General features: G+C 74.1%; 17 protein-coding genes and 1 tRNA gene. 13 read left to right on the forward strand and 5 right to left on the reverse strand.

The features are described 5' to 3' along the window. The coding region (locus VM95_RS38710; RefSeq protein ID WP_052707287.1) for a protein kinase domain-containing protein at positions 1-1,429 on the forward strand (1,429 nt) is incomplete at its 5' end. 51 nt (positions 1,430-1,480) lie between these two features. On the opposite strand, the gene VM95_RS10915 is transcribed toward VM95_RS38710, so the two are convergent. Beyond that, positions 1,481-3,406, reverse strand: coding sequence for an FAD/NAD(P)-binding protein (locus VM95_RS10915; RefSeq protein WP_045694743.1), 1,926 nt, complete (start codon positions 3,404-3,406; stop codon positions 1,481-1,483). Next, positions 3,403-4,374: an amino acid ABC transporter permease gene (locus tag VM95_RS10920; RefSeq protein ID WP_045694746.1), complete on the reverse strand. Its 972-nt coding sequence runs from the start codon at positions 4,372-4,374 to the stop codon at positions 3,403-3,405. Before VM95_RS10920 ends, VM95_RS10915 begins: the two co-directional genes overlap by 4 nt. Positions 4,375-4,996: 622 nt before the next feature. Here VM95_RS10920 and VM95_RS10925 point away from each other — a divergent pair. From VM95_RS10925 to VM95_RS10950, 6 genes are all read left to right on the forward strand, one after another. Further along, positions 4,997-5,605 carry a GNAT family N-acetyltransferase gene (locus VM95_RS10925; protein ID WP_078859782.1) on the forward strand — a complete coding sequence of 203 codons (609 nt, stop codon included), beginning with the start codon at positions 4,997-4,999 and terminating at the stop codon, positions 5,603-5,605. 10 nt (positions 5,606-5,615) lie between these two features. Then, positions 5,616-6,566, forward strand: coding sequence for an ABC transporter substrate-binding protein (locus VM95_RS10930; RefSeq protein ID WP_045694748.1), 951 nt, complete (start codon positions 5,616-5,618; stop codon positions 6,564-6,566). 82 nt (positions 6,567-6,648) lie between these two features. Further along, complete coding sequence (locus VM95_RS10935; RefSeq protein WP_045694751.1) at positions 6,649-7,635, forward strand: amino acid ABC transporter permease; 987 nt, start codon at positions 6,649-6,651, stop codon at positions 7,633-7,635. After that, positions 7,632-8,423, forward strand: a complete 792-nt coding sequence (locus VM95_RS10940; RefSeq protein ID WP_045694754.1) for an amino acid ABC transporter ATP-binding protein — start codon at positions 7,632-7,634, stop codon at positions 8,421-8,423. The genes VM95_RS10935 and VM95_RS10940 overlap by 4 nt, the downstream gene beginning before the upstream one ends. Before the next feature lie 70 nt (positions 8,424-8,493). Then, the gene (locus tag VM95_RS10945; protein WP_045694757.1) at positions 8,494-9,483 is read left to right on the forward strand and encodes an ABC transporter substrate-binding protein; all 990 of its coding nucleotides are present in this window, start codon (positions 8,494-8,496) and stop codon (positions 9,481-9,483) included. A gap of 91 nt (positions 9,484-9,574) precedes the next feature. Further along, positions 9,575-10,786, forward strand: coding sequence for a serine/threonine-protein kinase (locus VM95_RS10950; protein ID WP_052707288.1), 1,212 nt, complete (start codon positions 9,575-9,577; stop codon positions 10,784-10,786). Here the strand turns inward: VM95_RS10950 and VM95_RS10955 are convergent. Beyond that, positions 10,742-11,440: an MBL fold metallo-hydrolase gene (locus tag VM95_RS10955; protein WP_045694760.1), complete on the reverse strand. Its 699-nt coding sequence runs from the start codon at positions 11,438-11,440 to the stop codon at positions 10,742-10,744. The genes VM95_RS10950 and VM95_RS10955 overlap by 45 nt on opposite strands. A 248-nt stretch (positions 11,441-11,688) precedes the next feature. Here VM95_RS10955 and VM95_RS10960 point away from each other — a divergent pair, with 248 nt between their 5' ends. Beyond that, on the forward strand, positions 11,689-12,540 hold the full coding sequence (locus tag VM95_RS10960; RefSeq protein ID WP_045694762.1) for a fumarylacetoacetate hydrolase family protein: 852 nt from the start codon (positions 11,689-11,691) through the stop codon (positions 12,538-12,540). Between the two features lie 58 nt (positions 12,541-12,598). Here the strand turns inward: VM95_RS10960 and VM95_RS10965 are convergent, their stop codons facing one another. Further along, on the reverse strand, positions 12,599-13,354 hold the full coding sequence (locus tag VM95_RS10965; RefSeq protein WP_078859783.1) for a TetR/AcrR family transcriptional regulator: 756 nt from the start codon (positions 13,352-13,354) through the stop codon (positions 12,599-12,601). A 152-nt stretch (positions 13,355-13,506) separates the two neighbouring features. Between VM95_RS10965 and VM95_RS10970 the strand changes: the two genes are divergently transcribed. The 3 genes from VM95_RS10970 (at position 13,507) to VM95_RS10980 (ending at position 18,199) form a co-directional block, all read left to right on the forward strand. After that, positions 13,507-15,264: a DUF885 domain-containing protein gene (locus tag VM95_RS10970; protein WP_045694765.1), complete on the forward strand. Its 1,758-nt coding sequence runs from the start codon at positions 13,507-13,509 to the stop codon at positions 15,262-15,264. A gap of 131 nt (positions 15,265-15,395) precedes the next feature. Continuing rightward, positions 15,396-17,036, forward strand: a complete 1,641-nt coding sequence (locus tag VM95_RS10975) for an MFS transporter (RefSeq protein ID WP_107072926.1) — start codon at positions 15,396-15,398, stop codon at positions 17,034-17,036. Positions 17,037-17,209: 173 nt separating this feature from the next. After that, positions 17,210-18,199: a trypsin-like serine peptidase gene (locus VM95_RS10980; protein ID WP_045694769.1), complete on the forward strand. Its 990-nt coding sequence runs from the start codon at positions 17,210-17,212 to the stop codon at positions 18,197-18,199. A 102-nt stretch (positions 18,200-18,301) separates the two neighbouring features. Here VM95_RS10980 and VM95_RS10985 read toward each other — a convergent pair. Further along, a tRNA-Arg gene (locus tag VM95_RS10985) sits at positions 18,302-18,373 on the reverse strand. Between the two features lie 192 nt (positions 18,374-18,565). On the opposite strand from VM95_RS10985, the gene VM95_RS10990 reads away from it, so the two are divergent. Both VM95_RS10990 and argS read left to right on the forward strand, forming a co-directional pair. Further along, positions 18,566-18,985: a response regulator gene (locus VM95_RS10990; protein ID WP_045694773.1), complete on the forward strand. Its 420-nt coding sequence runs from the start codon at positions 18,566-18,568 to the stop codon at positions 18,983-18,985. A gap of 84 nt (positions 18,986-19,069) precedes the next feature. Beyond that, positions 19,070-20,731, forward strand: a complete 1,662-nt coding sequence (gene argS / locus VM95_RS10995; RefSeq protein WP_045694777.1) for an arginine--tRNA ligase — start codon at positions 19,070-19,072, stop codon at positions 20,729-20,731. The last annotated feature ends 18 nt before the right edge of the window (positions 20,732-20,749 follow it).

Genomic DNA, 20,749 nt, shown 5'->3' on the forward strand with positions numbered 1-20,749 from the left:
GCACCGCGACATCAAGCCCGACAACATCATGATCACCGAGGCCGGGCAGCTGAAGGTGCTGGACTTCGGCATCGCGCAGCTGGACACCGGCGCGGGCGGACTGACCACCGTCGGGACGGTCATCGGCAGCCCGCCGTACATGGCGCCCGAGCGGTGGACCGGCGGCCGGGTGGACGGCCGGGCCGACCTGTACGCGCTCGGCTGCCTGCTGGTCGAACTCCTCACCGGGGCACGGCCGTTCGCCGGGGACTCGACCCCGGTGCTGATGTACCAGCACCTCAACGAGCCGCCACCGGCGCTCGATCCGGCCCGGTACGGGCTGCCGGAGCACCTGCCCGCGCTGGTCGCCGACCTGCTCGCGAAGGACCCGGCCGAGCGGCCGGCCGACGCCCGGACGGTCGAGCGGCGGCTCGCCGACGCGGCGCAGGGGCGGGCCGTGCCCCCGGCCCCGACCGTCGTCACCCGGACCGCGCCGGCCCGTCGCCCGGCCGTCGCCCCCGTGCGGCGGCGCGCCGCGGTCCGCCGGCCGGGGCAGCCGACGCTGCGGCCGGTGGGGCGGCCGGCACTGGCCTACCCCGAGCCCCCGGCGGCGTGGCACGCCGGACGGGCCGTGCCGGGCGACGCGGTGCCCGTACCGGTCGAGGACCGGGCGGTCCTGCGGGCCCGGCTGCTGGAGCATGGCCGGGCCGCGCGGGACGCGAGCCCCGGGGAGGCGGTGCGCCTCCTCGGGCCGGTGGTCGACGCGGCGCTGCCGGCGCTGGGCGCGACCGATCCGGAGGTCGTCGCCGCCCGGCGGGAGCTCGGCGCGCACCTCGCCCGGGCCGGCCGGCCGGCGCAGGCCGTCCTGCTGGTGCAGGACCTGCTGGCGGACCTGGAGCCGGCCCTCGGGGCGGGCGATCCGCAGACCGTCGAGGTGCGGTGCGACCTGGTCCGGATCGTCCGGAACAGCGGCGAGACGGTGACCGCGATCCGGCTGCTGACCGAACTGCTGCCGGTGCTGGAGCTCGCCGGGGGCCCGCGCGACCCGCTCCTCCTCCAGGCCCGGCGCGACCTCGCGGCCTGCCAGGCCCAGCGGGGCGACTTCCAGGGCGCCGCGCTCCGGCTGGACGAACTGCTGCCCGACCTCGTCGAGGCCTTCGGCCCGCACGACCGGCGCAGCATGCACGCCCGGGCCGACCTGGCGGAGTACCGGAAGCGGGCCCGCTTCCGGCACGGGCCGAACCAGGTCGTCCGCGGCTGGCGGATCCGGCTCGACCGGGCGGAGGCGGAGCGGCTGGTCCGGCTGGTCCGGGCCGGCGGGGAGTCCGGCGCGGAGGCGGCCCGGGCGCTGCGCCGCGGGACGGGCGTCAAGGGTGTCGTGGACCGGGTGGCCGAGGCGCCGGGCTTCGTTTCGGACGCGGACCTGGTGGAGGAGATCCTCGGGCCGTAGAAGTCGTCGGAGGAGCCGTAGGGGCCGTAGGGGCCGTGGGACGCGCCCCGGTCATGCCGCCAGCACCTCCGCCGGGAGCGCGGCGAGGGAGCGCAGCAGGGCCCGGGCGGCGGCGTCGTTCTGGCGGAAGGCCGGGGCGTCGGTGCGCGGGCGGGCGAAGGCGGCCGCCGCGCGCAGGCTGGTGTGCGGGCCGAGGGCGGTGCGCCGGGGGTGCGGGGCGCCGCCCAGGGCCGGGTCGAGCAGCCGGCCGTCGGCGGGGGCGATGGCGACCAGGCCGGAGCGGTGGGTGTGTTCCCGGTCGGCCAGCTGTTCCTCCACCAGCCGCCCGGCGCCGTGCAGTTGGCGCAGCACCGGGTCGAGGGTGCGGTGCAGCGCGTGCTGCGGCAGGTACCCCTCGATCAGGGCGGTGGCGGTGACGGTGTGGCCGGGCACGGTGGCGCCGGAGGCCCGCCAGGTGCCGGTGGCCTCGTCCCGGTCGACCCGGACGCCCGCACCGAGGAAGCGCACCACCCCCGCCTCGGAGAGCGCCAGCAGCTGGCGCAGCCGGAAGCCGGGCGGGCCGGAGGCGAGCGAGTTGAAGTAGCCGGAGAACCACCCGTCCACCTCCTCGGCGACCGAGCGGGCGGTGAGCCGACCGCTCGCGACCACCCGGGGGAGCTGGCCGAACAGCGAGAGCAGGGCGAGGAAGGCACCGAGGTCGGCGCTGTGCGCGGGATCGGCGCGGCGGTCGGCGTCGGCGGCGACGTACGCCCGCAGGTGGGCCTGCAGTTCCTCGGCGGAGCCGAGGGCGAGGCCGGCCAGCGGCTGGTCGAGCCGTTCGAAGTCGATCCGGTCGGCCGGGTCGGGGACGGCCTCGGCGACCAGGGCGGCGCGCTCGGGCGAGTACCAGGCGCAGCGGTCGTAGCGGGCCAGGAACGCGGGCCAGGGCAGGGCGGTGCGCTCGGGGTGGGCGTGGAACAGCTCGTGGTAGTGCCCGAAGGCAACCTCCTTGGCCATCGACGGCCAGAGGTCGCGCCGCAGTTCGAGCGGCCCCGGGGTGGCGAGCAGCGCGTCGACGGCGGCCGCGTCGAAGTACCGGGGGAGCGGGGCCGGCGGGCCCTGCAGCCGGTAGCCGGTCTTGGCGTGGTACGGCACGCCGCGCCGGGAGCCGAGGTGCAGCACCGGTTCGCGCCCGGACGGCCGGTAGCGCAGGGCGGGCCCGTCGCCGGCCGGCTCGAAGCGGCCGCCGCGGCCCTCGGTGAGCAGCGCGACCAGGTCGACGGCGGCCAGGCCCAGGCCGCGCAGCACCACCGGCTCGCCGGGCGCGAGGGCCGCCAACTCGCCCGCCACGTCGGCGGAGTAGGCGGGCGGCAGGTGGAAGCGGCCGTGCCGGGCGGCGAACTCGGCGTCGGCGGCGTGGCGGGGGTGCGGGGCGGAGTCGAGGTGGCCGAGGGTGAGCACGACGTGGTCGGCGGTGAGCGCCCGGCCGGTGAGGTGGACGGTCTGCGGGCCGTCCGCCGGGCCGTCGATCCGCCGGGCGGTGTCGCGGTGGATGGTGACCGTGACGTGCGGCGGCAGGTCGGCGACGGCGCGCCGGAACACCCAGTCCAGGTAGGCGCTCTGGGCGCGCCGGGTGGGGAAGTCGGTGGGCGCGAGGGCGCGCAGCTCGGCCCGTACGGCCGGGTCGGCGACCTCCCGGTAGGGCGCGAACTCCTCGGGGCGGCGGGCCCATTCGGCGAGCGAGGGGCCGGGGCGGACCGGGCCGTCCAGGGTGGAGCGCTCGTCGGTGAACATGGTGACGTCCTCGGCCATCGAGTTCATCCGCAGCAGCGGGGACTGGTCGCGGCGCCAGACCCGGCCCGCGCCGGGCGGGTACGGGTCGACCAGATGGATCGCCAACGGCCGGTCGGGTGGCAGGAGTTCGGCGGCGTTGGCGGCGATCCGCTCCAGCAGGCCGGTGCCGCGCGGGCCGGCGCCGACGATCACCAGCGCCGTCATGACCGCGCCGCCCGGTGGACGGCGGCGCGGGCGGCGGTGCGCACGGCCGTGCGGGCGCGGTGCAGCGGGGTGGGCGGCAGGCCGTCCCGGGTCGCGCCCCGGGCGAAGTGCCGCTCCACGTAGTACTGGCCGATGGACAGCACGGTGGTGACCACCAGGTACCAGAGGGTGGCGACCACCAGCATCGGGATCACCTGGTACGACTGCAGGTAGACCAGCTGCACCGAGTAGAGCAGGTCGGAGACGGCCAGCACGCTGACGATGCTGGTGCCCTTGAGCGCGCCGATCAGCATGTTCCCGGCGCTCGGCACGATCGCCCGCATCGCCTGCGGCACCACGATCCGGCGCAGCACCCGCCAGCGGCCGAGCCCGAGCGCGGCGGCGGCCTCCAGTTGGCCGCGGTCGACGGACAGGATGCCGCCGCGGATCACCTCGGCGGCGTACGCGGACTCCAGCAGGGTGAGGCCGATGACGGCGGTCAGGGTGGGGCCGATCAGGTTGACCGTCCTCACGGTGACGAACTCGGGGCCGAACGGGATGCCGAGGCCGAGCGTCGGGTAGAGCGCGCCGATGTTGAAGAAGAACAGCAGCTGCACCAGCGGCGGGGTGGAGCGGAACACCCAGATGTAGGCCCAACTCAGCGTGCGCAGAACCGGGTTGGCGGACAGCCGCATGGTGGCGAGGAGGGTGCCGAAGAGGAAGCCGAGGGTGAGCGTGAGCCCGGTCAGCCACAGGGTCAGGCCGAGGCCGTTCAGCACCGAGCGGGCGGTGAACCAGTCGGCGACCACGCCCCACTGGAAGGCGTCGTTGCGGACCACCGAGGCGGCGGCCATCGCGGCCAGCAGCAGCGCGACGGCCGCGGCGGCCCACTGGCCGGGCTTTCGGCGGGGGACGATCCGGGGCTCGGCCGGGGCGGGCGGGGGCTTGCGGACGGAGGGCGCGGGCAGGACGGCCGGCGGGGTGGCCATGGCGGAGGCTCCTGGCGGGAGTGGAGGCGGGCAGGGGGTGCGGGCGGGTGGTACGGGTGGTCTTCACGTACGGGTGGTCGTCACGTACGGGCCCCGCGCCGGCCGGCGTCCCTCAACGCGGCCGGTGCGCTTGCACACTGCGCTCCGCCGCCGATCGTACGCGGGCGCGATCGACGGCTGTCAAGGGCGGCGAACGGGTCGCCCGGCGAGGTCGAAAAGGTGACAAGAGATCGCAACAGAGCGGCAACGATGGATGGTTGACGTACCACTCGGGCGACTGCTCAACTTGAGCCCATGAACGCCCAGCAGCCCCTGGTCACCCGCGACCACATCGACTTCGGTCGGGTGTGGTCGGCGGCCTGTCGCGGCTGAACCGGCGGCGGGCCGCCCGCCCGGCCCGACCCTCCCGGGGCGCCTCCCTCGGCCTGCCCCTCCTGTGCTGACGTAGCGTCAGATCTCCTCTTCCGTCGACGGCTTCGCACTGCGCTCCGGCAGTTCCGCCGCCTCCCTCGCGCCCCCGCCCGCCCGTGCTCCGTGCACTCCGCGTGCTCCACCGCTTCACGGCCGTTCGCCGCGGCCGCGCCCCGGCCTGCCCCGAAAGCCTGCCCCGAAAGGTTGAGCCATGCCCGTCGAAGTCCTCGGCCGCGCCCCCACCGGCGACGGCCCGCGGGCCGCTCCCCGCGGCCCGGAGTTCCGCCGGGTCGCCGTGGACGACCCGCTGGTCGAGCCGCTGCTGCGCGAACTCGCCGAGGAGTACGTCCGCCGGTACGGGCCCCAGGCGCGGCAGGAACTGACCCGCTACCCCGGGGAGGCCTTCACCGAACCGCACGGCGGGGTGCTGCTGCTCCTGCTGGAGGACGGCGAACCGGTGGCCGGCGGCGCGTACAAGCGCTACGACGACCGCACCGCCGAGGTGAAGCGGATGTGGACGCACTCCGCCCACCGGCGCCGCGGCCTCGCCCGCCGGGTGCTGGCCGAGCTGGAGCGCACGGCGGCGGCCGCCGGCTACGCCCGGATCTACCTGACGACCGGGCCGCGCCAGCCCGAGGCCAGGGGCCTCTACCTGGCGGCCGGCTACACGCCGCTGTTCGACCTCGCGGCCGATCCGCTGACCATCGGGCCGCTGCCCTTCGAGAAGCCGCTGCCCGTCGAAGGCGCACCGTCCGTCGAGGACGCTCCGCCCGACGAGGGCGCACCAACGGCCGACCCCGCACCGCCCGCACCCCACTGAAAGGCCCCCCGTGAGAACCACCACCGCCCGCCGCCGCGCCGCCCTGGCCGCCGCCGTCCTGCTGCCGGCCCTGGCGCTGGCCGGCTGCGGCTCCGACCCGAAGATCGCGGGCGCGGCCGGCGCGAGCGGGGCCGCCGCCCCCGCCACGCAGGACGTCGTCTCCGGGGTCGCGAAGTCGGAGGCCGCGGCCGCGCTGCTGCCCGAGGAGGTCCGCGCCGCCGGCACGATCCGGTTCGGCTCCTCCTTCGGCGTGCCGCCCACCGCCTTCTATCCCGACCCGGCCACGAAGAAGCCCGCCGGGATCGACGTGGACTTCACCGACGCCGTGGCCAAGGTGCTCGGCCTGACCGTGCAGCGCGAGGACGCCGCCTTCGAGACCATCCTGCCCGCCCTGGACAGCGGCAAGTTCGACGTCGGCACCGGCAACTTCGGGGTCACCGCCGCCCGGCTGCGGACCATCGACTTCGTCACCTACATCGACGACGGCCAGGGTTTCGCGGTGCGGAAGGACGACACCGAGCGCCGGCCCGTCACCGACCTGGTGCAGCTGTGCGGCCTGACCATCGGCACCGGCGCCGGCACCACCTTCGAGACCACGCTGAACAGCCACCGCAACGTGTGCACCGACGCCGGGAAGAAGCCGTACGAGGTCAAGGCGTTCAGCGAGTCGGGCGCCCTGCTGACCGGCCTCCAGCAGGGGCGGATCGACGTCGAGATGTCCACCATCAACGGACTGCGCCACCAGGCCGCGCAGGAGGCGTCCGGGACGAGGTTCCTCGGCGAGTTCCACCGGCTGGACGTCGGGTTCGCCTTCAAGAAGGGCTCGAAGCTCACCCCGGCCTTCCAGGCGGCGGTCAACCAGCTGATCAAGGACGGGACGTACCAGCGGATCCTCGCGAAGTGGGGGGTCGCCGACTCGGCGATCAAGGAGTCGCAGATCAGCCCGCCCGAGCACCCGTGACTGCCCGAGCACCCGTGACTGCCCGAGCACCCGTGACCGCCCGAGCACCCGTGACCGCCGGGCCCGTCGAAGGAGACCTGCGATGACCGTCACCACCGAAGCCGCCGCGCCCCCGACCCGCCCCGGGCCCGGCGCCGCCGACCCCGACCTCGACCTCGCCGAACTGGACGGCCTGCGGACCGTCCCCGCCCGGCACCCGCTGCGCTGGGCGGCCGGGATCACCGCGCTCGTGCTGCTGGTGCAGTTCGGCCACGGCCTGGCCACCAACCCCGGCTGGGACTGGCCCACCTTCCGCCTCTACTTCACCGCCGACAGCATCCTGCGGGCGATCGGCATCACCCTTCAGCTCACGTTCTACGGAACCGTCCTGGGCTTCACGCTGGGCGCCGTGGTGGCCGCGATGCGGCTGTCCCGCAGCACGATCCTGCGGGCGATCGCCTGGGGGTACGTCTGGGTGTTCCGCTCGATCCCGCTGATCGTGCAGCTGGTGTTCTGGTTCAACCTCTCGTACCTCTACAAGCGCCTCGGCTTCGGCATCCCGTTCGGCCCGACCTTCGGCGAGTTCGAGGTGGTCGGCGTGCTCAGCGCGCTCGGCGCCGCGGTGCTCGGCCTCGGGCTGCACCAGGCCGCGTTCGCCGCCGAGATCATCCGCGGCGGCATCCTCGCGGTGGACGGCGGCCAGCGCGAGGCCGCCGCCGCACTGGGCATCCCGCGCTGGCGGCAGGCCTGGCGGATCGTGCTGCCGCAGGCCATGCGGGGCATCCTGCCGGCCGCCGCCAACGAGGTGGTCTCGCTGCTCAAGGGCACCTCGGTGGTCTACGTGATGGCGATCGGCGAGCTGTTCTACCAGGCCCAGGTGATCTACGGCCGGACGGGCCGGGTGGTGCCGCTGCTGATGGTCGCCACCGTCTGGTACGTCCTGCTGACCACGCTGCTGTCGGTCGTCCAGTACTACGTCGAGCGCCACTTCGCCCGCGGCGCCGAACGCACCCCGCCGCCCACCCCGTGGCAGCGCCTGCGCGCCGCCGTACCGGCCCTGCCGGCCCGTCTCCCCGGAGGACGAGGATGACCACCCTGACGAAGAGCGCCCCGACGCCCGCCCCGATGGTGCGGGTGCGCGGACTGCACAAGAGCTACGGCCCGCTGGAGGTGCTGCGCGGCGTCGACCTGGACGTCCCGGCTGGCTCGGTGACGGTCGTGCTCGGCCCGTCCGGCTCCGGCAAGTCCACCCTGCTGCGGACGATCAACCACCTGGAGAAGCTGGACCGCGGCCACGTGGCGATCGACGGCGAGCTGATCGGCTACCGGCGCTCCGGCGACAAGCTGTACGAGCTCAAGGAGCGCGAGGTGCTGCGCCAGCGCACCGGCATCGGCTTCGTGTTCCAGAACTTCAACCTGTTCCCGCACCTGACCGTGCTGGAGAACCTCGTGGAGGCGCCGGTGGCCGCGCTGCGCCGGCCCAAGGCCGCGGCCAGGGCGGCGGCGCTGGCGCTGCTGGAGCGGGTCGGGCTGGCCGACAAGGCCGCCGCCTACCCCCGGCAGCTGTCCGGCGGGCAGCAGCAGCGGGTGGCGATCGCCCGGGCGCTGGCCCTGGAGCCGAAGGTGCTGCTGTTCGACGAGCCGACCTCGGCGCTCGACCCCGAGCTGGTCGGCGAGGTCCTCGACGTGCTGAAGGACCTGGCCCGCAGCGGCACCACGATGATCGTGGTCACCCACGAGATCGGCTTCGCCCGCGAGGTCGCCGACACCGTGGTGTTCATGGACGGCGGCGTGGTCGTCGAGCAGGGCCCGCCGGCCGAGGTGCTGGACCGGCCGCGGCACGAGCGCACCCGGGCCTTCCTGGCCAAGGTGCTCTGACGCACCCCCCTTTCCCCGTCACCCACCTTCCCCGTCACCGACCCCCCTTCACCGAGCAGGAGTTCGAGCCATGTCCCTCCCCCGTCGCGCCCTCGTGACCGCCGCCGGCGCCCTCGCCGCCGCCCTCGTCCTGGCCGGCTGCGGCAGCGGTGCCACGGACGCCGCGGCGGGCCTCGCCCCGGCCGGGGGCACCGTCGCGCCGAACGGCACCGTGGTGAACCTGTCGCCGAACCAGAACCGGGTCACCACGCCGAAGGTCGACGCGATCGCGGCGCTGGTCCCGGAGGAGATCAGACGGAGAGGCACGCTGAAGGTCGTCGACTCGCTCGGCACCACCCCGCCGCTGGACTTCCACGCCACCGACGACACGACCGTGATCGGCGTCGAGCCGGACATCGCGTACCTGCTCGGCAACGTGCTCGGTCTTGAGGTGCAGATCGACTCGGGCTCCTGGGAGAACATCTTCGTCGGCCTGGACAGCGGCAAGTACGACGTCGGCGTCTCCAACATCACCGTCACCGAGGCGCGCAAGGAGAAGTACGACTTCGCCACCTACCGGCTGGACAACCTCGGTTTCGAGGCGAAGAAGGGCAGCGGCCTCAAGGTCACCGGGCCCGCCGACCTGGCCGGCCGGTCGGTCGGCGTCTCCTCCGGAACCAACCAGGAGAAGCTGCTGATCTCCTGGAGCGAGGAGAACGTCAAGGCCGGCCGCAAGCCGATCGACATCAAGTACTTCCAGGGCACCGAGTTCTACCTGGCGCTCTCCTCCGGCCGGATCGACGCGTACGTCGGCCCCAACCCGAGCCTGTCCTTCCACGTCGCGCAGACCGGCGAGACCGAGATCGTCGGCACCTACTCGGGCGGCGGCAAGGACGTCCAGGGCAAGATCGCCGCGGCCACCAAGAAGGACAACGGGCTGGTCCAGGCGCTCAACCAGGCGCTGAACGAGCTGATCAGGAACGGCACGTACGGGCAGGTCCTCAAGCGCTGGGGCCTGGAGGCCGAAGCCGTCCGGACGTCCGAGCTGAACCCGCCCGGCCTGCCCAAGCAGCCCGCGTAGCACGGTCGTTCACCCGTTCGTTCCCGGCCGCCGCTATCGTGACCCCGCCCGGCGCACGCCGGGCGGGGACGGTCGGGGTTTGGGGGAGCGGATGCGGCAGGGGGACCTGCTCGGCGGCCGGTACCGGCTGGAGGCGCCGCTGGGGCGGGGCAGCTACGGCGCGGTGTGGCGGGCGGGCGACATCGTGCTCAACCGGCAGGTCGCGGTGAAGGTGCTGCTCGCCGAGCACGCCGCCGACCAGGAGGCGGTGGAGCGGTTCGTCCGCGAGGCCCGGACGGCGAGCAGCCTCTCCAACCCGCACATCGCCGCCGTGCACGACTACGGGAGGGCCCCGGACGGCGCCGGGGAGGCCCACTACCTGGTGATGGAGCTGGTCCGCGGCGAGGCGCTGTCCGCGGTCCTCAAGCGGGAGCGGCCGGAGAACGGGCTCGCGCTGAAGTGGATGGGCCAGGTGTGCAAGGCGCTGGACGCCGCGCACCGCAGCGGCGTCGTCCACCGGGACATCAAGCCCGGGAACGTGATGATCGACGCCGACCGCCGGGTCAAGGTGGTCGACTTCGGCATCGCCCGGCTGCTCAGCCAGACCGGCCCCCGGCTCACCTCCAGCGGCAGCGTGGTCGGCACCGTGCCCTACCTGGCGCCCGAGTGCTGGGCGGACGGCGCGGTGGACGGCCGGGCCGACCTCTACGCCCTCGGCATCATGCTGTTCGAGGTCTGCGCCGGCCGGCTCCCGTTCCGCGCCGACACGCCCCTCGGCTACCTGACCAAGCACGCCACCGAGGCTCCGCCCCGGCTGCGCAGCGTCGACCCGGCCCTGGCCGACCTGGTCGACCAGCTGCTCGCCAAGGACCCGGCCGACCGGCCCGCCACGGCCGCCGAGGTGCGGGCCCGGCTGCGGACGGTCCGGCCGGGCATGCTCGGCACCGGCGACCGCACCCCCGAGGAGCTGCGCGACCAGGCCCACCGGGCGTGGCGGTACGGCGAGGAGGGCGCGTTCGGGCGGGCCGTCGAGACCCTGACCGCGCTGCTGCCCGAGCTCGCCCGGACCTGCGGCGCCGCCGACCCGCGCACCCTGCGCACCTGCCACGACCTGGCCCTCTGGCTGGCCCGGGACGGCCGGCCGGGCGCCGCCGTCGCCCTGCTGCGCGAGCTGCTGCCCGCCCTCGCCGCCCACCCGGCGGCCCGGGCCGACGCCGAGCGCGACCTCGACCGCTGGCAGCGGGTGGTGGCCCGCGACGGCGCCGGCGCCTCCTGGGGGCTAGCGCTGTCCGAGCTGCTCGGCGGCGCCGCGCAGCACGGCTGAGGCGCCCGCGGCGATCGGGTCGCCGTGCCCGAACACGGCCGTCTCCACCGGGAGTTCGGCCAGCCGCCGGAAGGACTCCAGGGCCCGGGCCGGGTCGGTGTGGAACACCCCTGGCCTGGTCCGCCCCTGCACGTGGGAGGCGATGTCGCCGGTGAACAGCACGCCGGGCCCGGGCAGGTGCAGCGCGATGCTGCCGTCGGTGTGCCCGGGCACGTGCACGACCACCGCGCCGCCGCCGATGTCGAGCACGTCGCCGTCCCGGACCTCCCGGTGCACCGGGCAGGGCTCGGCGGGCGGTATCGGCGGCAGCCCGTCCCACAGCTCCTGTTCGAACGGGCTCAGCACCGGCGGCACGGGCGGCTGCTCGCGCCGGATCACCGGGGCGTCCAGCCGGTGCGCGACCACCTCGGCGGACCAGCGGCGGGCGAGTTCGGCGGCGGAGCCGGTGTGGTCCTCGTGGTGGTGGGTGAGCACGATCCGGCGCAGCGCGGCCGGGTCCAGCCCGAGCTCGCGGACGGCCCGCTCGATCGGGCCCGCCGAGCCGGCGATGCCGGTGTCGACGAGGGTGAGCCCGTGCTCGTCCCGCCAGAGGTAGGCGGTGCCGAACTCCAGTGTGATCATGTGCAGTTCTTCGCGCACCCGGGTGATCTCCATGACCGGATGATCACGCGCCCCGGCGCCGCCGCGCGCCCGGTTCCGCCAACGGCGAAGCCCGGGCGCACCGGCCTGTCAACCGTACGGGCGGCCGATTCGCCCTCGCCGCACCCGGGCGAGTCGGGAGGATTTCGCCCATCGGGACGGTCTGGTCCGCCGCCCCGGACGGTTGGTATACCTCGTCACCGGACCCCGGAGCGGCGCCCCGCCGCTCCGGTGAGCCGCGACGAAAGGCTGGTGACGGATCGATGAGACTGCTCCGCGTCGGACCGCAGGGCGCCGAGCGCCCGGTCCTGCTGGGCGAGGACGGCACCGCGTACGACCTGTCCGGACGGGCCCGCGACCTCGACGGGGCCTTCCTGTCCGGGCTGGACACCGCCGAGCTGGCGCGGGACGCCGCCGCCGGCCTGCTGCCGGTGGTGGACCTGGACGGCCTGCGGGTGGGCGCCCCGGTGGCCCGGCCGGGCAAGGTCGTCGGCATCGGGCTCAACTACCGCGACCACGCGGCCGAGGCCGGCCTCGCGATCCCGGCCGAGCCGGTGATCTTCCTCAAGCCGGGCAACACCGTGGTCGGCCCGTACGACGAGGTGCTGGTGCCGCGCGACGGCGAGAAGACCGACTACGAGGCCGAACTGGCCGTCGTGATCGGCCGCACCGCCCGCTACCTGGACTCGCACGCCGAGGCCGCCGGGGTGATCGCCGGCTACACGATCGCCAACGACGTCACCGAGCGGGCCTTCCAGTTCGAGCGCGGCGGCCAGTGGGACAAGGGCAAGTCGGCGGAGACCTTCACCCCGCTCGGGCCCTGGCTGGTCACCGCCGACGAGGTGCCCGACCCGCAGGCCCTGGCGCTGCGGCTGTGGGTCAACGGCGAGCTGCGGCAGGACGGCAGCACCGCGCAGATGATCTTCCCGGTGCTGGAGCTCGTCCGCTACGCGAGCCGGTTCATGGTGCTCGACCCGGGCGACGTGATCGTCACCGGCACCCCGGCCGGGGTCACCCTGGGCCACCCCGGCACGCCGTTCCTCGCCCCCGGCGACGTCGTCGAGATCGAGGTCGACGGCCTCGGCCGGCAGCGCCAGGTGCTCGGCAAGGCCTGACAGCGGCCCCGACCCTTGGGGCCCCGACCCTTGGCACGGGGGTCGGGACCTCCCGGACTCAGCTCCCGCCCAGCACCGCGCGCAGCCGCCCGGCCCGCTCCTCCTGCGGGCCCTCCAGCGCCAGCACCGCCGCCAGCACCTCGGCCGTCTGCGGGTCGTGCAGCGCCGTCGCCGCCGCCATCGCGGTGAACTGGTCCACCAGCCAGTCGCGCAGCCCGTCCACCGGCAGCGCGCGCCCCTCGTCCAGCCAGCTCAGCGACGCGCCCTCGACCACCGCGATCCACGAGCGGACCAGCAGCGTCAGCCGCGGCCCGGCCTCCCGGACCCCCAGGTGGCGCAGGGTCCGCTTGAGCGCCACCCGCCGGACGTCGTCGACGATCGCCGAGGTGCGGGCCGTCTCCACCACCGAACCGCCGCGCAGCAGCGCCGAGTAGCCGGCGTCGTGCTCGGCCACGAAGGCGAAGTAGCCGTCCAGGACGGCCGCCAGCTGCTCGGACGGCGTGCCCGCCGCCGGCACGGTGAACCGGCTGGTCAGCTCGTCCGCCGCGGTGCGCAGCGCGGCCTCGTACAGCTGCTGCTTGCCGCCCGCGAAGTAGCGGTAGACCAGCGGGCGGGACGCCCCGGCGGCCTCGGCGACGTCGTCCAGGCTCACCTCCTCCGGCGGCCGGGAGGCGAACAGCTCCAGGGCGACGGCGATCAGCTGCTCGCGGCGCTGCTGGACCGGCAGCCGCCGGTAGCCGCTGCGCCGCGGGCGCGGCTCGGGCGCGGTCGGGGCGGTGGCCGGGTCGTCTGCCGTGGTGGGGCGGGCTTTCATGGCGTCAGGGTAATGGGCATCGGGGCGATCCGGTCCTGTCTCCGCACGGTCGTTTCCGAATGGATGTTTGCGTCCGGTGAGGCGCCCCGGTCGATCGCCGCCCTTGATCGCCGGGGTCTTGCAATCGCCCGAGGCCACGCCATGATGTGCGGATGGCTGAAGAACCGATCACCTCCGGCGGCACCACCCCGCGCCGCATCGCCGACGACTACGTCCGCGAACTCGCCGAACTGGACCCGCTGATCGCGGTCTACCTCGGCGTCAATCCCGAGGACGACCGCCTGCCCGACCTCTCCCCGGCCGGCTCCGCCCGGCTGGCCGAGCTCGGCCGCCGCACCCTCGCCCGGCTCGACGAGGCCGAGCGGGGCGGCGCCGTCGAGGACGAGGCCGAGCGCCGCTGCGCCCGGCTGCTGCGCGAGCGGCTGACCGCCGAACTCGCCGTCCACGACGCGGGCGAGGACTACCGCTCGCTGCGCAACCTCGGCTCGCCGGTGCACAACGTGCGGGAGTGCTTCACGCTGATGGCCACCGGCACCGAGGCCGAGTGGCGGGTGGTCGCCGGCCGCCTGGCCCGGGTGCCGCTGGCGCTGGAGCAGTACCGGCAGACCCTGGCCGAGGGCATCGAGCGCGGCCTGCTCTCCGGCCCGCGCCAGGTGACCACCGTGGTCGGACAGTTCGGCGACTGGCTGGAGGGGGAGGTTCCAGAAGAAGGTGCGCCGCGCAGCGGCTCGAGCGAGGGTGGCGGTGGGCGACGGGCGGGCTGGTTCGGCACCTTCGTCCAGGACGCCCCGGAGAGCCTGCGCGCCGAGCTGGACGGCCACGCGGTGGCCGCCGCCGAGGCGCTGGCCGCGCTGCGCGACTGGCTGCGCGACGTGTACGGGCCGGCGGCCGCCGACACCCCGGACCCGGTCGGCCGGGAGCGCTACGGCCGGTTCGTCCGCTACTGGACCGGCGCCGACCTCGACCTGGACGAGGCCTACGCCTGGGCCTGGAGCGAGTTCCACGACCTGCGCGCGCAGATGGAGGCCGAGGCGGAGAAGGTCCGCCCGGGCGTCGGCCCGATGGCCGCGATGAAGTGGCTGGAGTCGGACGGCCCGGCCATCGAGGGCTCCGACGCCGCCCGCGAGTACCTCCAGGGCCTGATGGACCAGGCGATCCGCGACCTCCAGGGCACCCACTTCGACCTGGCCGAGCCGATCACCCGGGTCGAGTCCAGGATCGCCCCGCCCGGCAGCGCCGCCGCGCCGTACTACACCCAGCCGTCGCTGGACTTCAGCCGCCCCGGCCGGACCTGGCTGCCGGTGCTCGGCGAGGAGCGCTTCCCGGTCTGGGACCTGGTCTCGACCTGGTACCACGAGGGCGTCCCGGGCCACCACCTGCAGCTCGCGCAGTGGGTGTACGTCGCCGACCGGCTCTCCACCTACCAGGTGACCCTCGGCGGGGTCAGCGCCAACATGGAGGGCTGGGCGCTGTACGCCGAGCGCCTGATGGACGAGCTCGGCTACCTCACCGACCCGGGCCACCGCCTCGGCTACCTCAACGCGCAGATGATGCGCGCGCTGCGGGTGATCGTCGACATCGGCATGCACGTCGGTCTGGACTTCCCCGCCGACTCCCCGTACCGCCCGGGCGAGCCGGTCGCCCCGGACCACGCCCGGGAGTTCTTCGGCCTGTACTGCGGCCTGTCCGCCGACTTCCTGGACAGCGAGCTGGTCCGCTACCTGGGCCTGCCCGGCCAGGCGATCGGCTACAAGCTCGGCGAGCGCGCCTGGCTGCGCGGCCGGGCGGCGGCGCGGGCGGCGCACGAGGCGCGCGGCGCGGAGTTCGACCTCAAGGCCTGGCACATGGCGGCGCTGTCGCAGGGCTCGCTGGGGCTGGACGACCTGGTCGCGGAGCTGTCCGCGCTCTGACGACGGGCCGCGGGACCGGGCCCTGGACCTCCGCCGGAGGTCCCAGGGCCTGGTCCTTTTGTCCGAGAAAGGTCGATTTGGCAAGGTTTTTCCTTGCGATCCGTCCGGGACGGAGGTCGACTGGAAGGCGACTGCGTGACCTCTCCGCCCCCCAACGGAAGGCTCGACCAGTGTCTGCGCAACCCGCCACCGGTCATGAGGACGCGGACCGTCGCCGCTGGTGGGCGCTGGCCGTCATCGCCATCGCCCAGCTCATGATCGTCCTCGACATCACCATCGTGAACATCGCCCTGCCGTCCGCCCAGAAGGATCTCGGCATCTCGGACGCGGACCGGCAATGGGTGATCACCGCCTACACGCTCGCCTTCGGCGGCCTGCTGCTGCTCGGCGGGCGCCTCGGCGACCTCTTCGGCCGCAAGCGCGTCTTCACCGTGGGCCTGCTGGGCTTCGCGCTCGCCTCCGCCCTCGGCGGCGCCGCCGTCGACCCGTCCATGCTGTTCGGCGCCCGTGCCCTGCAGGGCGCGTTCGGCGCCCTGCTCGCGCCCTCCGCGCTGGGACTGCTCTCCACCACGTTCTCCGACCCGAAGGAACGCAGTACGGCCTTCGGCATCTTCGGTGCGATCGCCGCCGGCGGCGCCGCGATCGGCTTCATCACCGGCGGCCTGCTCACCGAGTACCTGAACTGGCGCTGGTGCCTGTTCGTGAACTCCCCGATCGCGGTGGCCACCGCCTTCGCCGCGTTCTCGGTGCTCCAGCGCGACCACATCGCCAAGGGCCGGCGGATCAAACTCGACCTGCCCGGGGCACTGCTCGGCTGCGGAGGCCTGCTCGCGATCGTCTTCGGCACCTCCGAGGCCGTCACCCGGGGCTGGAGCGACGGCCTGGTGATCGGCTCGCTGCTGCTGGGCGTGGCCCTGCTCGCGCTGTTCGTCCTGGTCGAGAAGCGCAGTTCGCACCCGCTGCTGCCGATCCACATCGTGGCCGACCGCAACCGCGGCGGCGGCGCGCTCGCGGTGGGCCTCGCCATGGTCGGCATGTTCGGCCTGTTCCTGTTCCTGACCTACTACCTGCAGGCCATCAAGCACTTCTCGCCGGTGGTCGCCGGCCTCTCCTTCCTGCCCATGACGGGCGCCATCGTGATCAGTTCGACCGGCTTCGCGGCCCGGCTGATGACCAGGGTGCCGTCCCGGAACCTGATCGGCCCCGGGCTGCTGCTCGCCGCCTGCGGCATGGCCTGGCTGACCCAGATGAAGGTCGACAGTCCGTGGGCCGCCATGGTGCTGCCCGCCGAACTGCTGCTCGGCTTCGGCATGGGCCTGGTCTTCATGCCGTCGATGAGCCTGGCCACCCTCGGGGTCGCCCCGAACGAGGCCGGCGCCGCCTCGGCGACCATCAACTCGGCCCAGCAGGTGGGCGGCTCCTTCGGCACCGCGCTGCTGAACACGATCGCGGCCAGCGCCACCGCGACGTACCTGGGCACCCGGCTCGCCTCCGACCCGGCGGTACGGGCCCAGGGCGCGGTGCACGGCTACGTGGTCGCGACCTGGGTCGCGATGGGCGTGCTGATCCTGGCGGCCCTGGTCGCCTTCGTGATGGTCGACCACCGGCCCGCCCCCGGCGAGGCCACCACCGTCCCGGGCGGGGCCGCCGCGGAGTCGGCCCAGCCGGCCCGGGAGGCCGCGACGCACCGGGCCCCGGCCGCCGCGGTGGACGGAAAGCCGACCGACAAGGCCCGCGCCGCCGCCCCATCGGATCGCCAACGGACGGGCTGAAAGCCACAGTTGGAGGAGGTGTCGACCCCGTTCGGAACGGGGTCGATACGCTTGCCCGGGGCCGGGTGACGTTTTTCTCATGACTCTCCAAGGCGCGAGTAACGCCCTTTGCAGGCGAACGCGTCATAGTCAGTGACCGGTACTCCACCGTTCGACGACAGGAGAGCAAGGCCATGGGTCAGCACCGCCGTCCGAAGGCGAGCCGCCGCGTGCTGGCCCCGACCCTGCTCACCGCCCTCTCGGCCGCCGCCGTCGCCGCGGTCGTGGTCGGCACCCACGGGCTGAGCCTGAACGACGCCTCGGCCGCAGGGAAGGCCGCCCGCAGCGCCCGGCCCGCGCTCACCGCCGCGCCGAGCACCACGCCGGCCCCGGCCCCGCCCGCGCCGGTCACCGCCCCCGCGCAGACCCCGAGCCCCACGCCGACCCCGACCGGGGCCGCCCCGACGCCGACCGACACCCCGACCCCCACCGACACCCCGAGCACCACCCCCACCCCGAGCGGGCGCGGCGCCGTCCTGGGCACCACCGCCACCGCCCCCGGCGACGACCACGAGGCCGCCACGGTGGGCGCGCTGTTCCAGGGCTCGGTGACGGCCGGCAACCACTTCTGCACCGCCAGCGTGCTGCACAGCCCCACCGGCAACCTGCTGCTGACCGCCGCGCACTGCCTCACCAGCACCGACGGCGTCCTCTTCGCCCCCGGCTACCGCGACGGCAAGGCCCCGTACGGCACCTGGCAGGTCACCGCGATCCACACCACCGCCGACTGGTCCCAGAAGGGCGACGCGGACGAGGACTTCGCGATCCTGGAGACCGCCCCCAGCAACGGCCGCAAGGTCGAGGACGTGGTCGGCGGCAACAAGCTCGGCACCGACGAGCCGTTCGGCGCGACCGTCCGCCTGTACGGCTACCCGGGCGACACCGAGGAGCCCAGCCTCTGCACCAACACCACCGCCCAGCAGAGCACCTACCAGCGGGTCGTCCAGTGCCCGGCCTACCCGGCCGGCACCAGCGGCGGCCCGTGGATCAACACCGCGACCGGCGACGTGATCGGCGCCATCGGCGGCTACCAGCAGGGCGGCGAGAGCGACGACACCTCGTACAGCGCGTACTTCGACCACACCATCGCGTCCCTCTACTCCCAGGTCGAGGGCGCTGCCTGAGCCGCCCGGCGGGCGGGCGGCCATCCGGCCCGGAACACGACGAAGGCCCAGATCCGTGGATCAACTCCACTGATCTGGGCCTCAGTTGCACTTCCTGCGAAGTGCCCCCGGTAGGATTCGAACCTACGCACCCGCCTCCGGAGGGCGGTGCTCTATCCCCTGAGCTACGGGGGCCTACTGGCCTCGTCGGCCGCTCGCGCTTCCGACGTCGAGAACACTACCAGGCTCCGGCCGTGCTCCGCGCACACGTTTCCCGAAGATCCAGTCGGGGCCCGGAAGATCGTCCGGGCGGGCGGCGGGAGGCAGAAGTGCCCAAAGGCCGGACGGGGCGGCGGGGCCGCCGATACCCTCGGTGAGGTGTCGGGAGTGTCCGGGCGGGTCCTCGTGGTGGACGACAGCGAGGTGATCCGCCAGCTGATCAGGGTCAACCTGGAGCTCGAAGGCTTCGAGGTGGTGACCGCGACCGACGGTGCCGAGTGCCTGGAGGTCGTCCGCCGGGTGAAGCCCGACGTGATCACGCTGGACGTGGTGATGCCGCGCCTGGACGGCCTGCGGACGGCGGCCCGGCTGCGCGCGACCCCGGACACCCGCGAGCTGCCGATCGCGATCGTCAGCGCCTGCACCCCGGCGGACCTCGACCTGGGGGAGACGGTCGGCGTGGACGGCTACCTCGGCAAGCCCTTCGACCCGGCCGACCTGGTGGCGCTGGTCCGGCGGCTGATGCGGCCGCAGGGGAGCCCCGGCGGGTTTCGCCCTGAGCGAACGGAGTACACGGATCGCGGCTGACAACCCGGGCGGGGCGGCGCGGCGCCGTCTCAACCGGTAAACCGGGTGGCGGGCGGGTACCCCGTCTCGCCTACGCTTGGCGTCGTGACCCCCGCAGACCTTTCCCAGGCAGTCCAGGCCGCAGTGAGCGCCGCCGTCGAGGCGGGCGAGCTGACCGTCGCCGTGCCCGAGCACGTGACGGTCGAGCGGCCCAAGAACCGGGACCACGGCGACTACGCGACGAACGTGGCCCTCCAGCTCGCCAAGGCGGCCGGCAAGCCGCCGCGAGCCGTCGCGGAGCTGCTGGCCGACCGCCTGCGAGGGATCACCGGCGTCGCCAAGGTCGACATCGCCGGTCCGGGCTTTCTGAACATCACCCTGGACACCGCCACCGCCGGTGCGCTCGCGCGCACCATCGTCGAGGCGGGCGAGGCCTACGGCCGCAACGAGGCCCTCAAGGGCCTGAAGATCAACCTGGAGTTCGTCTCCGCCAACCCGACCGGCCCGATCCACATCGGCGGCGTCCGCTGGGCGGCGGTCGGCGACTCGCTGGCGCGCGTGCTGCGGGCCTCCGGCGCCGACGTCACCACCGAGTACTACCTCAACGACGCCGGCGTGCAGATCACCAAGTTCGCCGCCTCGCTGCAGGCCGCCGCGAACGGCCGTGAGGTGCCGGAGGGCGGCTACGTCGGCGAGTACATCGTCGACATCGCCAAGGCGCTCACCGACGCGATCCCGGGCGTGCTCGACCTCTCCGAGGAGGAGCAGCTCCAGGTCTTCCGCACCGAGGGCCTGAAGCTCATGGTCGCCGAGATCAAGCGCTCGATGGACGAGTTCGGCACCCACTTCGACGTCTGGTTCTCCGAGAAGACGCTGCACGACTCCGGCGCCGTCGAGAAGGCCATCGACCGGCTGCGCGAGCAGGGCCACGTCTTCGAGCAGGACGGCGCGGTCTTCCTGCGCACCACCGACTTCGGGGACGACAAGGACCGCGTCCTGATCAAGGCGGACGGCGACAAGACCTACTTCGCCGCCGACGCCGCGTACTACCTGTCCAAGCGGGACCGCGGCGCCGAGGTCGCGCTCTACATGCTGGGCGCCGACCACCACGGCTACGTCAACCGCCTCAAGGCCATCTCGGCCTGCGCGGGCGACGACCTGAACCACAACATCGAGGTGAAGATCGGCCAGTTCGTGAAGATGCTTCGCGACGGCGAAGAGGTCCGCATGTCCAAGCGGGCCGGCAACATCATCACGATCGACGACGTGGTCGAGTGGATCGGCGTCGACGCCGCCCGCTACACCCTGGCGCGCTCGTCCACGGACTCGACGATCACGCTGGACATCAACGTCCTGACCAGCCAGACCAACGAGAACCGGGTCTACTACGTCCAGTACGCCCACTCGCGGATGTGCGCCGTCCAGCGCAACGCCGACGAGCAGGGCATCACGCGCGGCACGGCCGAGGACTTCAAACCGGAGCTGCTGAGCACCGAGTGGGAGTCCGACCTGCTCGGCCACCTCGGCGAGTTCCCCCGCGTCCTGGCCTCGGCCGGCGAGCTGCGCGAGCCGCACCGCGTCGCCGTGTACCTGGAGGAGCTGGCCGCCAAGTACCACCGCTTCTACGACAACTGCCGGATCCTGCCGCGTGGCGACGAGGAGGTCACCGACCTCACGCGCGCCCGCCTCTGGCTGGCCGACGCGACGCGCACGGTCGTCGCCAACGGCCTCACGCTCCTGGGCGTGACGGCGCCCGAGCGGATGTAGGCACCACCCCCAAGCGCA

It is taken from the genome of Streptomyces rubellomurinus, assembly GCF_000961885.1.
Lineage (GTDB): Bacteria > Actinomycetota > Actinomycetes > Streptomycetales > Streptomycetaceae > Kitasatospora > Kitasatospora rubellomurina.

Coding starts and splice junctions, on each gene's coding strand:
- VM95_RS10945 (WP_045694757.1), top strand. CDS start 8,494: ATGTCCCTCCCCCGTCGCGCCCTCGTGACCGCCGCCGGCGCCCTCGCC.
- VM95_RS10965 (WP_078859783.1), bottom strand. CDS start 13,354: ATGAAAGCCCGCCCCACCACGGCAGACGACCCGGCCACCGCCCCGACC.
- VM95_RS10980 (WP_045694769.1), top strand. CDS start 17,210: ATGGGTCAGCACCGCCGTCCGAAGGCGAGCCGCCGCGTGCTGGCCCCG.
- VM95_RS10915 (WP_045694743.1), bottom strand. CDS start 3,406: ATGACGGCGCTGGTGATCGTCGGCGCCGGCCCGCGCGGCACCGGCCTG.
- VM95_RS10960 (WP_045694762.1), top strand. CDS start 11,689: ATGAGACTGCTCCGCGTCGGACCGCAGGGCGCCGAGCGCCCGGTCCTG.
- VM95_RS10940 (WP_045694754.1), top strand. CDS start 7,632: ATGACCACCCTGACGAAGAGCGCCCCGACGCCCGCCCCGATGGTGCGG.
- VM95_RS10970 (WP_045694765.1), top strand. CDS start 13,507: ATGGCTGAAGAACCGATCACCTCCGGCGGCACCACCCCGCGCCGCATC.
- VM95_RS10920 (WP_045694746.1), bottom strand. CDS start 4,374: ATGGCCACCCCGCCGGCCGTCCTGCCCGCGCCCTCCGTCCGCAAGCCC.
- VM95_RS10955 (WP_045694760.1), bottom strand. CDS start 11,440: ATGGAGATCACCCGGGTGCGCGAAGAACTGCACATGATCACACTGGAG.
- VM95_RS10950 (WP_052707288.1), top strand. CDS start 9,575: ATGCGGCAGGGGGACCTGCTCGGCGGCCGGTACCGGCTGGAGGCGCCG.
- VM95_RS10925 (WP_078859782.1), top strand. CDS start 4,997: ATGCCCGTCGAAGTCCTCGGCCGCGCCCCCACCGGCGACGGCCCGCGG.
- VM95_RS10935 (WP_045694751.1), top strand. CDS start 6,649: ATGACCGTCACCACCGAAGCCGCCGCGCCCCCGACCCGCCCCGGGCCC.